The 14,536-nt window shown below is 42.1% G+C and carries 13 protein-coding genes; 6 read left to right on the top strand and 7 right to left on the bottom strand.

From position 1 onward, the window contains the following. Nucleotides 1–225 precede the first annotated feature (225 nt). Both ACX27_RS26610 and ACX27_RS26605 read left to right on the top strand, forming a co-directional pair. Nucleotides 226–558 (top strand): hypothetical protein, encoded by a 333-nt coding sequence (locus ACX27_RS26610; protein WP_062296882.1) that lies wholly within the window; start codon nt 226–228, stop codon nt 556–558. A gap of 259 nt (nt 559–817) precedes the next feature. Continuing rightward, nucleotides 818–2,257 carry a deoxyribodipyrimidine photo-lyase, 8-HDF type gene (locus ACX27_RS26605; protein WP_062296880.1) on the top strand — a complete coding sequence of 480 codons (1,440 nt, stop codon included), beginning with the start codon at nt 818–820 and terminating at the stop codon, nt 2,255–2,257. A gap of 149 nt (nt 2,258–2,406) precedes the next feature. Here the strand turns inward: ACX27_RS26605 and ACX27_RS26600 are convergent, their stop codons facing one another. The 3 genes from ACX27_RS26600 to ACX27_RS26590 all read right to left on the bottom strand — a co-directional run bounded on the left by ACX27_RS26600 (nt 2,407) and on the right by ACX27_RS26590 (nt 5,860). Continuing rightward, nucleotides 2,407–3,474, bottom strand: a complete 1,068-nt coding sequence (locus ACX27_RS26600; protein WP_062296879.1) for a fatty acid desaturase — start codon at nt 3,472–3,474, stop codon at nt 2,407–2,409. 227 nt (nt 3,475–3,701) lie between these two features. Then, on the bottom strand, nt 3,702–4,754 hold the full coding sequence (locus tag ACX27_RS26595) for a fatty acid desaturase (RefSeq protein WP_062296877.1): 1,053 nt from the start codon (nt 4,752–4,754) through the stop codon (nt 3,702–3,704). A 287-nt stretch (nt 4,755–5,041) separates the two neighbouring features. After that, nucleotides 5,042–5,860 carry an acyl-CoA desaturase gene (locus tag ACX27_RS26590; protein WP_062296875.1) on the bottom strand — a complete coding sequence of 273 codons (819 nt, stop codon included), beginning with the start codon at nt 5,858–5,860 and terminating at the stop codon, nt 5,042–5,044. An 88-nt stretch (nt 5,861–5,948) separates the two neighbouring features. On the opposite strand from ACX27_RS26590, the gene ACX27_RS26585 reads away from it, so the two are divergent. After that, complete coding sequence (locus tag ACX27_RS26585) at nt 5,949–7,178, top strand: methionine gamma-lyase family protein (protein WP_062296872.1); 1,230 nt, start codon at nt 5,949–5,951, stop codon at nt 7,176–7,178. 59 nt (nt 7,179–7,237) lie between these two features. On the opposite strand, the gene ACX27_RS26580 is transcribed toward ACX27_RS26585, so the two are convergent. From ACX27_RS26580 to ACX27_RS26565, 4 genes are all read right to left on the bottom strand, one after another. Beyond that, nucleotides 7,238–8,437 (bottom strand): Coenzyme F420 hydrogenase/dehydrogenase, beta subunit C-terminal domain, encoded by a 1,200-nt coding sequence (locus ACX27_RS26580; RefSeq protein WP_062296870.1) that lies wholly within the window; start codon nt 8,435–8,437, stop codon nt 7,238–7,240. Between the two features lie 166 nt (nt 8,438–8,603). After that, nucleotides 8,604–9,242 carry a pentapeptide repeat-containing protein gene (locus tag ACX27_RS26575; RefSeq protein ID WP_062296868.1) on the bottom strand — a complete coding sequence of 213 codons (639 nt, stop codon included), beginning with the start codon at nt 9,240–9,242 and terminating at the stop codon, nt 8,604–8,606. Further along, nucleotides 9,239–10,633 (bottom strand): DICT sensory domain-containing protein, encoded by a 1,395-nt coding sequence (locus ACX27_RS26570; RefSeq protein ID WP_062296866.1) that lies wholly within the window; start codon nt 10,631–10,633, stop codon nt 9,239–9,241. The genes ACX27_RS26575 and ACX27_RS26570 overlap by 4 nt, the downstream gene beginning before the upstream one ends. Nucleotides 10,634–10,712: 79 nt before the next feature. Continuing rightward, the gene (locus tag ACX27_RS26565; RefSeq protein WP_062296864.1) at nt 10,713–12,287 is read right to left on the bottom strand and encodes a photosystem II high light acclimation radical SAM protein; all 1,575 of its coding nucleotides are present in this window, start codon (nt 12,285–12,287) and stop codon (nt 10,713–10,715) included. A 568-nt stretch (nt 12,288–12,855) separates the two neighbouring features. Here ACX27_RS26565 and ACX27_RS26560 point away from each other — a divergent pair. From ACX27_RS26560 to ACX27_RS26550, 3 genes are all read left to right on the top strand, one after another. Continuing rightward, nucleotides 12,856–13,233, top strand: coding sequence for a DUF1830 domain-containing protein (locus ACX27_RS26560; RefSeq protein WP_062296862.1), 378 nt, complete (start codon nt 12,856–12,858; stop codon nt 13,231–13,233). A gap of 136 nt (nt 13,234–13,369) precedes the next feature. Continuing rightward, the gene (locus tag ACX27_RS26555; RefSeq protein ID WP_062296860.1) at nt 13,370–13,831 is read left to right on the top strand and encodes a DUF4079 domain-containing protein; all 462 of its coding nucleotides are present in this window, start codon (nt 13,370–13,372) and stop codon (nt 13,829–13,831) included. Between the two features lie 137 nt (nt 13,832–13,968). After that, on the top strand, nt 13,969–14,526 hold the full coding sequence (locus ACX27_RS26550) for a hypothetical protein (RefSeq protein ID WP_062296858.1): 558 nt from the start codon (nt 13,969–13,971) through the stop codon (nt 14,524–14,526). The last annotated feature ends 10 nt before the right edge of the window (nt 14,527–14,536 follow it).

The raw sequence follows: 14,536 nt of genomic DNA, 5'->3' as shown, positions 1-14,536 counted from the left end.
TGTCGAAAATAATGCCCCAATTTTTGGCGCTATCTGGTCATAGCTTGAAATTTTGATTGAGTAATTTAAGTTAAATCAAGTAAAGTTTAAATTTTACTTATTTTTACCATCATGGCATTCGATGGTGATATTTTAGTTCTTCAGATAAAAAAGTCAAACAACAGTAAGTTGTAAACTAAATCACAACTCAAACTGTAAAAAAACTGAAAATAAGGTAAAAATTTTATGGACTTTCAAGATTTTCTCAGACATAAATTTACTCATGTTGTCATAGGTGAATTCAAGCCAGGTAAATTTGAAGCTGCCAAAAAACTTTATGAAGAAGCCGTATTAACCTATACAACAGGTTTCAAAGGAGCGTATTTGTTACAAGAACCAGGAACAGACAGAGGTATATCGATAATTTTTTGGGAAAGTGTAGAAGATATGGAAGCGAATCACAGTCAGATTTATCAAGAAATTTTGAAACAGATGATGCCTTTATTTGCGGAACCGCCAAAGACAGTAGTTTACGAACTAGTGTGTGAAATTACTCCTCAAGAAACGGAAGAAGTGTAAGGTATGAATTATGTAGACGCGCTTTGCGTGGCTTCCCGCAGGGTAGTATGAAATTTTATGTTTTGGTATTCTGAGTTGAAAGTCACCGAAGTTTGCTCAACGCGGGGAACCCGCGCACGCAAGTTCTCTCCTAACGCAACTTCTCGCTGAGTGCTGAGTAAAAATACTAGTCCTTAACCCATAGCCCCGCTCAGATGTTCATAATGGCTACTTGCTGCTAGGATTTAGCATAGTACAAGTGAACTGTAATAGGTATGGAATGTCTGAGTTAATTCTGTTTTGGCATCGCCGTGATTTACGCATTGGTGATAATACTGGACTAGCTGCGGCCAGAAAGCAAAGCCCTAAAGTAGTGGGTGTATTTTGTCTTGATCCCAATATTCTCGAACGCGATGATGTTGCGCCTGTAAGGGTAGAATATATGATTGGCTGCTTGCAGGCATTACAGGAGCAATATGCCCAAATTGGTAGCCAACTTTTGATTCTCCATACTGATCCTAGACAAGCCATTCCAACTTTAGCGGCAGCTTTGAATGCTAAAGCTGTGTTTTGGAACTGGGATGTAGAACCATACTCGCAAATACGCGATCGCACTATAATTGACGCACTTAAAGAAAAAGGCATTCAATTCCTCGACGAAAATTGGGATCAAATCCTACACACGCCCGCCGAAATTCGCACAGGGAACAATTCGCCTTACACTGTTTACACGCCCTTTTGGAAAAACTGGAGTAGTAAACCCAAAGCACCACCAGCAGAAACTCTACAAACTGCTGAAGGATTAACACCAGCCGAACAAGAAATTGCTAAAAATGCAGGTGCAATTTCATTACCCACCGCCAAAGATTTAGGATTTATCTGGGATGGTGATTTAATTCTGCCACCCGGTGAAACAGCCGCCCAAGACAGATTAGCCGAATTTACTTATAAAGCTATTACCGAATACCAAGAACAGCGCAACTTCCCCGCCACAGACGGCACATCTCAACTCAGCGCCGCTTTGAAATTTGGCGTAATTGGTATTCGCACTGTTTGGCAAGCCACAATTGCAGCACAAGAAAATAGCCGCAGTGAAGAAACAACAGCTAGTATCCGCACTTGGCAACAAGAACTGGCGTGGCGAGAATTTTATCAGCACGCTATGTATCATTTCCCTGAATTAGCTAGAGGTGCTTACCGTGATGCCTTTAAAAACTTTCCTTGGGAAACCAACAATGCACACTTTCAAGCTTGGTGCGGAGGTAAAACAGGCTACCCCATAGTAGATGCCGCTATGCGCCAATTAAATGAAAGCGGCTGGATGCACAACCGTTGCAGAATGATTGTTGCGAGTTTCCTTACCAAAGACTTGCTAATTAATCCCCAATTAGGCGAAAAATACTTTATGCAAAAGCTTATTGACGGTGATTTATCAGCAAATAATGGTGGTTGGCAATGGAGTGCTTCTAGTGGTATGGACCCTAAACCTGTGCGGATTTTTAATCCAGCCAGTCAATCACAAAAATTTGACCCCGATGCTGAATATATTCGCCAATGGTTGCCAGAGTTACGTTCTATAGATACTGAATATTTAGTAACTGGTAAAATTACACCGTTAGAGCGTCGCGCTGTAGGCTACCCTGAACCCATAGTTGATCATAAACAACAGCAACAGAAATTTAAGCAGCGTTATCAACAGCAAAAAGAAATTATTAAGTAGTAGTCCATTACACAAATTTCGATAGATAGTAAATACCCGACTTTTCTAAAAAGTCGGGTATTTGAACAATTGTTTAGGAAGGGTCAGAATCCCCTTCTTTTGTGTTAGCTTCCCGCAGGGTAAAAAACTCCTGACTTCTGAATTCTTCTTTAATGATGATTAGAGGTGTAATAAATCTTACTGCCAGTATCAGGGACAAAATGACAGCTAACACAAGAACGCCATAAAGCCTTCCAAATTGGTTCTTCAGACTTGCGGTAATATTCACCCATCACAGGTTTGATGGCTTCAGTCGCCTTCAATAAATTGTAGTGAGGAATATTCAAGAAAATATGATGGGCAACGTGAGTACCTATATCGTGATGGATATGATTAACCAAACCATAATTGCGATCAATACTCGAAATTGCACCTTTGAGAAAAGTCCAATCATCACCACGATACCAAGGAATATCAGGTTCAGTGTGATGTAGAAATGTTACTAAATCTAACCAAACCACAAACACAATGTAAGGTGCAGCGTAGTATTTCAACAACCACATCCAACCCCATTGATAGGTGAGGAAACCTAACAGACCTACCATCCCAATCCAGAGTACAGTGCTAGTGATTACGTCCCATTTCTCTGATTTTTTGAAGAGTGGGCTATTAGGTGAAAAATGAGAGCCTTCTTTATTAGGGGAACGCTTAAATAAATAGACTGGATAAGCCAATAAAAATAAATAATATCGACCTATTTTCTGCGCCAGTGGCATTTCTTTATACTGTGATTCACTCACAGGATACCAGCTTTCATCATTATCGATATTGCCAGTATTTTTATGATGTGTCCTATGGCTGATGCGCCAGCCGTGATAAGGCACTAGTATTGGAGTATGAGATAAATGGCCAATTAAATCGTTGAGCCATTTATGCTTAGAAAAAGATTGATGTCCGCAGTCATGACCAACAACAAACAAAGCCCAAAACATTGTGCCTTGCATTAACCAGAAAATAGGCCAAAAGTACCAAGAATCAAGATAATGTGCTACTGCATAAAGTGAACCAATAATCAGAATGTCACGAAAGAAATAAAACAGTGATTTACTGACGTTGGGTTGAAAACATTCCTCTGGGATAGCGGCTTTTAAATCCTGAAGAGTAAATGGCAGTTTAGTTGTATCCTCAGAAGCTTGATTGACACGAGAACTGCCGAACTGGATAGTAGGTGTTTGCACTTGATTCTTTGATGAAAAATAAAGTCGAACTGTGTTAGAGGTTTTCCTTCCCCTCTGGGATACTTGCGTTGATGATATAGACGCAAGACAAAATATCTGGCAATTCACCGAACAATCACTAAATTTATAGAGAATTGCCAGAATGATTTAATTCGCAGACAAATAACCTCGCCACCTTGTTTGTATGAGCTGAGATTAATTCAGCGATATTTTAGCTGAATTTTGGTTTATTTACCTGCGTAATATTCGTTAAAAGTTTGATAACCCTCATCGGTGATATAAAGTTGACATTGGTCTGTAATTTGTTTCATTAAAGGCCAAGAAAACTTAAATTCATCATGCAAATAATTTCCCCAATTTTCCTTAATGCTGCTATAAGCTAGGCGTAAATTATAAGAGGGGATAGCAGTAGAAATGTGATGTGGGACGTGAACGTTAATATCGTGGCAAAGGAACTCTACCCACCGGGGGTAATCACAATGAATAGTACCAAATAGCTGCGCCATTGCTTCATTCCATTTGCTGGCTTTGTCAAATGGAACATCTGGGAAAGTGTGGTGAACAATGGTGAAGGTACTCATCCAGAAATGGTATACCATCCAAGGTATAAACCAGAATTTGATAAATCCCCAAATCCCCGTTGTAGCGATAAGAGTAGGAAACACAACTGCTGCAAAAATTGCTACGACAGCAACTGAAAGTTTAATACTTCCTTGGTCTTTAACTTTAAAGTTGCGCCAATCAAAATGCACAACAGCCCAATGTCCAATGGAACCTACCCACCACAGCCGCCTTTTCATGAATAATTCAAAAGCAGATTGACGAGTTTTACCCCAATTGGCAAAAACTTCTGGTCGGATGGGATGCCAAGCATTATCTTCATCTAACTTGTTGGTATGTTTATGGTGATGATTATGCTTAATCCGCCAACTGTGAAAAGGGTAGATCAGGGGCATCATAAATATATGCCCTACTAAATCATTTACCCAGCGTCTTTTAGCAAATGAACGATGACCGCAGTCATGTCCAATTACAAAAAAACCTGTTAAAGCAGTCCCTGTAAAAATCCAGGCAAGAGGCAACAGAAACCAGGGAGAAATTGCCAAACTATAGTAGCCTAAACCTACCATCAAAACATTGAAGAAAACTTGTGTCCAAGCTTTACGTCTATTCTGCTGAAAACATTCTTTTGGCAAAGTTTTGATAATATCTTTGAGCCTTAGTTGGGAATTACTAAGGTCTTGATTTATGGCTTGCGTCTTGATGATTGATGTAGTCATGAAAACCTAAAAAACAACAAACTCCTCCACCAAGTCACATAAAAGTAACTTGTAGTAAAAAATTTTTGAATTAACGCTCTGGATTATAGCAACTTTAGCTACCTATGCACAGAAGTAAGAAGCTTTTGAATAGAATTGACCAATAGTTTTTTAATGGTAAAATTACCAATTTATCTGTGAGGTCAATCCAACATCTAAAATCCAGAATTATTTGACGAATGGATATGAGAAATTCCTTTGTCATTAATCATTGGTAGACCAATGACTAATGACAAATGATAAACGAATTACTGCTTTTTGTCTGCAAGTTTTACATTTTTGGCTAGACCGAAGAGTTGCAAAAATTGAATTGTCATCCAGGTCAAGTCGATTTCCCACCATTCCAAACCGTGACGGGCTGAGTATTGAAAAGCATGGTGGTTGTTGTGCCAGCCTTCGCCAAAAACGAGTAAAGCTACCCACCAACAGTTAGTTGAGTTATCCCCAGATTCATGACTGCGGTAGCCAAATTTATGGGTTGCACTGTTCACTAACCAGGTGCAGTGGTAAACCCAAACAATGCGAACAAAAATGCCCCAAATAACGAACGGCCAGCCACCCAAAAACAACAATAGAAAACCTAGAGCAAATTGGATGAGAATAAAATATTTTTCTAAAAACTGATAGACTGGGTCTTCGGCAATATCTTTGGTAAAGCGAGGAATGTCCGCATGAGCAGGGCATTTGTGAATTAGCCAACCCATGTGGCTCCACCAAAAGCCTTTATTGGAATCATGGGGATCGGGGTCAGTATCAGAATATAAATGATGAATGCGGTGTGTACCGACCCACTCAATTGGCCCTCCTTGACAGGCTAATGTCCCGAAGAACACCAAGAGATATTCCAGCCATTTGGGCGTTTGAAAACTGCGGTGAGTAACTAGACGGTGAAAACCTAGGGTAATACCTAGACCACCAGTTACCCAGTAAAGTAATAAAGCCACACCAACTGCCGTCCAGCTAAAGTTGCTAGGAACAAAGGCAAATAAAGCGCCGATGTGGAGACCAACGAAAAATAGGGTATTTACCCAATTGATTTGAGGTTTAGTGGAAGTAGCAATTGTCATGCAGTAACCTGTATTGAAATTGTTCAGCCTAATCTGCGCGATCGCACAATCCGCACATTTATAATTTTTTTATTTAATGAGGACATTAATGAACAGCTTGGAACAGCTGCGGCAAGCAGAACAGGCACTGTTAGAGATTTTTTCTGGAATTGACGCTCAGGTCAAGCATAATCTAAAAAGAGTCCTGGATGGCTTTCGTAATCAGCGCGTAGGAGCGCACCACTTTGCCAGTGTGAGTGGCTATGGTCATGATGATTTAGGACGAGAAACTTTAGATAAAGTTTTTGCGGAAGTAATGGGTGCAGAAGCCGCAGCCGTGCGAGTGCAGTTTGTATCGGGAACTCACGCGATCGCTTGCGCCCTTTATGGTGTACTCCGTCCTGGTGATGAAATGTTAGCAGTGGTCGGCTCTCCCTACGATACGCTTGAAGAAGTTATTGGGTTACGGGGTGAAGGCCAAGGCTCCCTTATTGAGTTTGGCATAAAATACCGCCAATTGGAGCTAACTTTAGCAGGAACTATTGATTGGCAAGCGTTAAGTTGTAGTGTTACTCTTAACACTCGTTTAGTGTTAATTCAACGTTCTTGCGGCTATTCGTGGCGGCCTAGCTTATCGATTGCGGATATTGAAAAGATTGTGCATATCGTCAAGCAGCAAAATCCCGATACTGTTTGCTTCGTTGATAACTGCTACGGCGAATTTATCGAAACCCAAGAACCCACCCATGTTGGTGCTGATTTAATGGCGGGTTCCTTAATTAAAAATCCTGGTGGGACAATTGTTATCGCAGGCGGTTACGTGGCTGGTCGGGCTGATTTGGTAGAAGCTGCTGCCTGTCGCCTGACTGCACCCGGTATAGGTAGTTACGGTGGTGCGACTTTTGACCAAAATCGCTTGTTATTCCAAGGCTTATTTTTATCGCCGCAGATGGTAGGTGAGGCGATGAAGGGAACTTTCTTAACTGGTTACGTTTTTGACAAGCTTGGTTATCCGGTGAATCCTGCGCCCCTTGCGCCTCGTGGAGATGTAATTCAAGCAATTAAGCTGGGTTCAGCGAAAAAATTAATCGCTTTTTGTAAGGCGGTGCAGCAAAATTCCCCCGTGGGTTCTTATCTTGACCCTATACCTGATGCTATGCCTGGGTATGAGAGTAAAGTCGTGATGGCTGGGGGAACGTTTATTGAGGGGAGTACCTTGGAATTTTCGGCGGATGGGCCTTTGCGGGAGCCTTACATAGTTTATTGCCAAGGGGGGACGCATTGGACTCATGTAGCGATCGCCCTAGAGGCGGCGATTGACGCTGTAGGAGAAGCTTAGAATTGTTTCGCGCAAAGGCGCAAAGGCACAAAGAGATGTTTTGCGTCTTGCGCGAAACATCATTCCGGTAACTTATACTGCCCAACAATCCGTTTACCAAACTCCGGCACATGCGCCTCCAACTTCTCAGGATGATTCCGCTTCACATACAAGTAATTCCTTGTAAAGTGCGAATCAATCGAGAACCGCGCATATTCCAAACCTTTGGGGCCGATTTTATCAATCACCACACCCATCATTTTTGCCACCCACATCGGTAAGGTTACGCCTTTGTCATAAGCCGGAATCCCTTGTTGTACAGCTTCTTTGCGGTTTCCTTGAGACATTACAGGTTGGGTGTTTATCTGGTCTTTCACCAAGTCCAGCATTTCTTTGCCTGTATCATTTCTGACTACAATCCATTGCCAGCCGAAGGGTGCGCCCATGTAACCAACGACTAAATCAGCTAGGGAGTTGACGTAATCAAAGCAACTCATACAAGAGGGTGCGAAGACATCTTTGAGTTGGTTGGTTTTTAAGCCAAAGAAGGGGACTTTCTCAATTGAACCATCTTCGTGTTTAAAGTGAATGCGGAAGTCTTGCATGAATTCGTAGTGTACTACTGTCTCAGGCGATCGGCTGGTGGTTTCTAAGAATTTTTGCAGTCCGGCGCGGGTGACATTATCTACGCAAGGTGTACCTAATACGTATAACTTTTCTAGACCGAGTTTCTTTTCTACTGCCCGGAGTGCTTGAATTTGGCAACCAACACCAATTACTAATAGTCGCTTCATCCCTGATTTTTCTACTTCTTCCAAGATGGAAAGGTTGGGGGAGAGTGTTGGTTTATTTACTCGTGCTGCCAGTATTTCTTCTGGAGTGCGAGCAATCACAGGCATAGGTTGAAAGCGGTCTTCTTTGGTATTTTGAACGCAGACAACGCCTTCCACTAAGCCACTATTTAGCATTTCTATGGCAATACTGCTAACTATCCCTGTCCATTGTGCGCCTTCGATGGGCTGTTGTTTCCGCGCTGCCATCATTTCTTGATGCACGCCAAAGTAAAGTTCATCCGGGTTGTCGAGATTGCGCGAACGACTGTGGGCTTGGGTTTCGAGGGTGTCTATCTGCTGGGTGATAAACGCACAAGCTTCCTTGACATAGTGAATATAGTATGTATCACATAGTCCACATTCGCTGCACAGTTCTTTAGCAGGGCGACGGCTACCGGGTTTTAAGGCTTTGGCTTTTGTATGCTTGCTAGAATCAACAGAGGTCATATAAAGTTTGTTTTATCCAGGAATCCTTTTACTACAATACCTTTACAGCTTATGAACTTAACTATAGAGGTTGAAAAATGAAGAGGATTGCAGCTGGAGAATATTTACAGCTTTCTTTGTAGTCAATAGACCAACTTTTAAAACTTCAGAATTGAATTTTTAGTCATTACAAACCCTTCTCAATAACTGTACCCACTAAACAAGCTTTGTCTAACTTAACTCCGCTTAAATTTGCCCCTTCTAACTCTGCACATAATAAGTTCGCACCTGTAAAATTTGCCCCCGCTAAATTTGCCCCCCGCAAATCAGCCTCTTCCAGATTTGCCTCACTCAACAGTGTTCCTTGTAAGTCAGCGCGGCTTAAGTCTGCGCCTTTGAGATTTGCTCCAGTCAAGTTAGCACCACGCAAGTCAGCACCGCGCAAATCAACGCCTTGTAAGTTGACGTTCATCAAATTCGCACCACTTAAAAAAGCACCTGCTAACGAGACATCACTCAGGGTTGCGCCCATGAGGTTAGCGCCGCGTAAATTACTACCGCGCAAGTCAGCACTGGTTAAGTCGGCTTGCATCAAGTTTGCGCCCATCAAATTCGCCCGCAAGTCAGTTTCTTGCAGGTTCGCCCCCATTAAATTGGCTCCTTCTAAGTGTCCGCCTTCCAGCTTGGAACCCCTAAAATTAGTGCCAACTAGAGTAGCACCTGCAAAATTAATCCGGCTTAAATCGAGTTTACAGAGTTCCTCGTCTTCTAAATTTACCCCTGGGAGTTGTTTAAGGGTTCCTGATTTAATAGCTTCAATGTTCATTGGGGGTAACTACCAATCTCCTCACTACTCTTGCTATGGCTATCCCAGCGCGAATCAAGTAACCACATACCGTTGCTGGCTTTGGTTGTCATTACAGGTAAGTCTAGCCCTTGTTGCAAACCCATGACTAACAAAGTTAGGGCATCTATTAGTTTAGGGTCAAAGCGAGTTGATTGTTGTTGTCGGCATTGTTCTAAAGCTTGAACAAATATTTCTTCCCGACTTTGATTAGCTGATTTAATTTGATTGACTCGCCATTGAAACTCGGCAACTAAGGCCAAAATTCTGGATTCTAAGGGAATTTCATCGCCGGCTAAACCTGCGGGTTCGCCTGTTCCATCCCACCACTCGGTTTGGTGAGTGATAAGTTGAGCAACAGCTCGTAGCCTAGGCATAGTTCGCAATACCTGTGCGCCAGGTACAAGGGGACAGGTTAAGGGACAACTGGGGGCTTGTTCTGTATAACTGCTGGATGTTCCTGGACTCAGAATACTTTCGGCTTTTTGTAGCGGATCTATGCGATGTAATAAACCTGCCAAGCGCAATCTTTTGATTTGCCAAGCTGGTAGTTCTAATAATTGCCCCATCGCTTCACAAAGGGCGACAACTTCCGTCGCTGCCATTGGGTTGTTGATATCTGCTAAATCTATCAACTGCGCCATCCGCAAAAATGCCTGAATTTCGTTAGATAACAAGTTGCTATCTAAGGCTTTTTGACGCAATGCTGTTGGAGTTGATAAGTTTTCTTGCCCAGTTTGTAGGTAATCAACAACGCGAGAGACTACTGTACTTAAGTCTTCTGGAGTAACAAGACTAGATTGGATTGCTTGTTGATGAGTAGTGAGTTTGGCGGCGAGTTCTGGGTTGTATTTTTGAATATGAGCGATCGCTAATTCTGCTGTTTCTTTCACTAACTCCGGTTCAAAAGTCCACAACCCGTAGAATTTCCGTTCTAAATCAGAACCTGGTAGCCCACCTGCACCATAATCAGCCTCAGATAATTCTTGACAAAGTACCATTGCTGTGTATCCAGGTGACAGAATAATTAAATGCCATTCCTGCGCTACCGGATCAGGTGAATCTAAGGCTACTAAGTCTACATTGGGTAATTTGCTAGTAGGATGTTCTGCAAAGCCAGCATCGGGTGAAGCCATAATTACTATTTCCCGACTAAATTTAGCTATGTCTGCATATCTTTCGGCTTCTTGCAAATACCATTTACCACGTTGGAAAGCTGTAATTACCAAGGGTTGATCCTGATCAGCTAAAATGTGGTCTTCGAGAGCATGACACAAAGCAACTAAAGTGTTTTTATAATACACCCCAAATCGAATTGGTCTAGTGCTATGGCGATGGGCGGTTTCCAACTGTTGTAAAATCGACTCTAACATAGGCGGTGGGGAGTGAGGGAGTGGGGAATAGGGAATAGGGAAGGTTGTTTTATACCTAATCCCTTTATTAATGTGTCTTCTATGATATGCCTGCTAACAGTTTTTCTTTTGGCTCAATTGGTGCGGATAGTGCTTGTTCTAATTCCGCACAACCTAGCTTTTCCTCTAAAATCTTCATAACTTCTCGTCCGAAGTCATTGGGATTTTGTCGCCAAGCTTGTAAGCAGACTTCACCAAAAAAAGAACCGAGGGGTTCAGGGTTCCACAGCAGTTTTTTCGCTGTCCACGGCATCAAGCTCATAGGATTGTACCCTGGTTTGAGGATGCCTTCTTTAAAGGCATATTCTTCTAAATGGGTGTGGGGTTGCAGTCCGATAAAGAAAATCGCAGGTTCAACTTTATCTGCACCAAAAATGCGTTCTAGTTCGCGGTGGTAGGCGATGGTTTGGCGAATTGTTTCGGGACGTTCGTCAATTACATTAAAGGAATAATTGACAGAAACTAAATCGTTAAACCCGGCTGCTTTTAAATCACGACAGTTTTGTAAGACAGTCCGCAGGTTGTAGCCCATCCGCATTTTGCGTACCAGTTCTTGAGAACCACTGGTAATGCCGATTTCAAAATAGTTCATCCCGGTTTTGGCCATTAAGTCGCACAATTCGGGTGTTAAATTATCGGCTCTGATGTATGCTGCCCAATGAATATCTGTCATCCCAGAATCAACGATCGCCTGTAATAATTCAATGGCATCATTGATATATCTCCGCGCTGGAATAAATTGGGCATCGGTAAACCAAAAGTTACGTACACCGCGATTATATAGTTGCCGCATTTCCGCTACAACTTCCTCGGCAGGATTTATACGTACTTGTTTACCTTCCACCACGGTATAAACACAGTAGCAGCAGTTATGCGGACAACCGCGCTTGGTTTGCACACCGATATAAAAGTCTTTGTCTTGCAGATAATAGTTAAACTCTGGCCAGACGCTTTCGATATAGTCGTAGTTACAAGCGGTTTTTTGTAATGGGGTGGGTTGTTCGTGAATGAGGCGTTGGCGTGGTTTGTCTTCCCCAACTACATAACAGCGTTCATCATGAAATTCTTTACCACTCAAGAGTTTTTCGAGTAAGGTTTCGCCTTCGCCCACAGAAATAATTGTGCCGGAAGGTAAGCTTTTACCCAACTGTTCATAAAATACGCTGACTGCACCACCGCCAACCACTGCACGCGCATCAGTGTGATATTTTTGGGCGCGTTTTAAGCCGCGCTTGATTAATCCCAAGTTACGCCACAACTCTACATAGTAGGCAATAAAGATGCGTAACCCGCCCAAAGCCCCACGTAATTTGATGAGGGGATTTTTCGCGTAATAAAATTCAAAAGCGTTTTGCAACGGGTTGCCACCACGTCCACCAACAGGGGCATAAATTTGAATATCCCGCCAAGAAAATACTAGTAGCGTGGGTTTAAACTCATCGATACAGCGATCTAACGCCGCAGCATAGTCTAAAGGCGGGACTGTCCCCAAATCAAAAATGCGCTGTTCGATATTCGGGAATAGCTTGTGGACATGATCACAAAGATAAACCACCCCAATGGGAAAAATGGGGTTACAAGGAAGGCGAACGTAGAGAATGCGATTTTCGATCATCGGATTTTTAACCTTTATCTTGCCATTCTTTCAGGAAAGCGAGGGAAATGGGGCTTGCTTAGTTGTATTTATGACAGCCTAGTTTGACTTAGAAGTTAATTTATGCTTTTACATTTTTCCGATGAGGAATGGTGAAAAGGGCTAAATTAGCTTGGCATCAAACAGGAGAAGCTGGTTTATGAATAAATTGTTCATATATCTTTACCATAACATTGAGTTTAATCATTAAGCGATGATCCCTCGCTATCTCTTTGGGGATAAAAGCCCAGCCAAACTCATGAAAATAAAGATACAAGCTCAATCAACAGGTTGTATCCTTTAAGGACAGTTAATTAATATCTCTGACAAAATTGTTACCAAAGAAAACAATTAAAAATTTTCCTTAATAATGTATAATTTTTTAAAAATAGATTTTTTTTATAAAATTTTCATAACTTGAACATATCTTTAGATAGAAATAACGTAGAAATTTTCAGTTGGTAGTCGGAGTTACAGCAACTGGGGATCAGCCGATGTTAGTCTGGGCTGGTGTAATATACAATGTTTGGCGTAAAGCTCCTCGGCAGTTATGGCTCAAATACTAGATTCTCTACCACCTGAGCAATCGGGGAAAATTCTCTGCTGCTACGTTAATGCCACGAGCAAAATCCAGGTGGCTCGCATCTCTAACATCGCTAACTGGTACTTTGAAAGGGTTGTATTTCCTGGGCAGCGCCTCGTGTTTGAAGCCCCAGTAGAAGCTCAAATGGAGATTCATACAGGGATGATGGCAAGTGCAATTTTATCGGATACGATTCCGTGCGATCGCCTTGCACTCCAAGAACCAACCAGTAGTGATTTTAATACCGAATCATCTACTCTCGACCCTATCAGTAAAAAACCCATAGTTCAGTCAATTAATACCAAAAGCGGAGATACAACAAAACCTTTAACAATCGCTGGTTAATCATTGCTTGATTAAAATAAAAAAAATTTGATCAAAAAAAATTTAAGGTTGCTGATATCAGCAACCTTTTCTATTGTGATGGTGGGTTATTAGTTATTCTCCCTTGTCTACCTTGTCTCCCCACTCCCCCAACTTTATGCACCTACCCTCTTTTCTCTGGCTGTGGAAAATCGCTGCTTGGTCAATGGGCTTATCGCTGTTGGCTTATGTCATGTTAGCTGTCACCGGGATATGGATGTGGCAAGCGAGAACTTCTCAATCTATGCCTAGTTTGCCTGGGTTTCCTGTGAGTCGTGGGGGAGTGCGATTGCTCCACTATACAATGGGCATTAGTATGGTGAGTTTAGTGTTATTGTTATTGGCGATCGGCATTATCGGCACATTAGGTCATTTTGGTTCATTAGGACATTCATCACACTTGCCTGCTGGGCTAATAGTAGTATTTTTAGTTTTAATATCTGCCGTCAGTGCCACGCAAATTCACCCTAGAAGACCTTGGATAAGAACTTTACACATCACTGTCAATGTTATTCTCTGCGCCGCCTTTGCTTGGGTATCCTGGACTGGCTGGACTGTGGTACAGAAGTATTTACCTTAAAATTGCCTAAAATTGATAGAAAATTAAGGGTTTAGAACCCGCGCAGGCGGGTTTTGCTTATATAGCTGCGACTTCAGTCGCCAGGATATAAGCCTTCCAGTTAGGATAAAACTGAAAGCAACAATCATAATGGAACCGTGACAGCCAACTCAGCTAATACCTCTACAACTATATTTCGCCTATCTCCGTTAATTCGGATTACCCTGTTGAGTTTATATGTAGCACTCACAATACCATTGCCATTTTTAGCCCAAGCAACAGCCGCACCAACGCCACCGTCATTACTCTGGGTAGGAATTGCCATCGGCTTTATCGGACTGTATGCAGTGTTGACAGAAAGAGTAATTGTCAATGACCAAGAAATTCAAGTAACTTACCCTGTTTGGGTTCCGCGTTTCTTTCGTAAAGGTTGGACTTTGCCTTGGTCAGAAGTCAAAGAAATCAAACCCCGTTCTACAGGTCAAGGCGGGTTAGTTTATTATTTCCTTAGCAAAGATGGTAAAGCTTATTTATTACCGATGCGCGTGGCTGGTTTTGCCCGTTTAGTTAACATTGTTCAAGTCAAAACAGGCATAGACACCACAGATGTTCGTCCCTTAGCACAGCCTTGGATGTATGCAATTTTATTTGGATTTACATTACTACTGCTGTTAGTCGATGCTTGGACTATCAATACAGCTTTGACACTATCTTAAATTTAAAAAC

The sequence above is a fragment of the Nostoc piscinale CENA21 genome (assembly GCF_001298445.1).
GTDB classification, from domain to species: domain Bacteria; phylum Cyanobacteriota; class Cyanobacteriia; order Cyanobacteriales; family Nostocaceae; genus Nostoc_B; species Nostoc_B piscinale_A.
The sequence above is the reverse complement of the archived record's forward strand: the minus strand, read 5'-3'. Positions and strand labels throughout refer to the sequence as shown.

Bases quoted from the DNA above. Each gene is read 5' to 3' on its own strand.
- ACX27_RS26610 (WP_062296882.1), top strand. From the start codon at position 226: ATGGACTTTCAAGATTTTCTCAGACATAAATTTACTCATGTTGTCATA.
- ACX27_RS26605 (WP_062296880.1), top strand. From the start codon at position 818: ATGTCTGAGTTAATTCTGTTTTGGCATCGCCGTGATTTACGCATTGGT.
- ACX27_RS26595 (WP_062296877.1), bottom strand. From the start codon at position 4,754: ATGACTACATCAATCATCAAGACGCAAGCCATAAATCAAGACCTTAGT.
- ACX27_RS26590 (WP_062296875.1), bottom strand. From the start codon at position 5,860: ATGACAATTGCTACTTCCACTAAACCTCAAATCAATTGGGTAAATACC.
- ACX27_RS26585 (WP_062296872.1), top strand. From the start codon at position 5,949: ATGAACAGCTTGGAACAGCTGCGGCAAGCAGAACAGGCACTGTTAGAG.
- ACX27_RS26580 (WP_062296870.1), bottom strand. From the start codon at position 8,437: ATGACCTCTGTTGATTCTAGCAAGCATACAAAAGCCAAAGCCTTAAAA.
- ACX27_RS26575 (WP_062296868.1), bottom strand. From the start codon at position 9,242: ATGAACATTGAAGCTATTAAATCAGGAACCCTTAAACAACTCCCAGGG.
- ACX27_RS26570 (WP_062296866.1), bottom strand. From the start codon at position 10,633: ATGTTAGAGTCGATTTTACAACAGTTGGAAACCGCCCATCGCCATAGC.
- ACX27_RS26565 (WP_062296864.1), bottom strand. From the start codon at position 12,287: ATGATCGAAAATCGCATTCTCTACGTTCGCCTTCCTTGTAACCCCATT.
- ACX27_RS26560 (WP_062296862.1), top strand. From the start codon at position 12,856: ATGGCTCAAATACTAGATTCTCTACCACCTGAGCAATCGGGGAAAATT.
- ACX27_RS26555 (WP_062296860.1), top strand. From the start codon at position 13,370: ATGCACCTACCCTCTTTTCTCTGGCTGTGGAAAATCGCTGCTTGGTCA.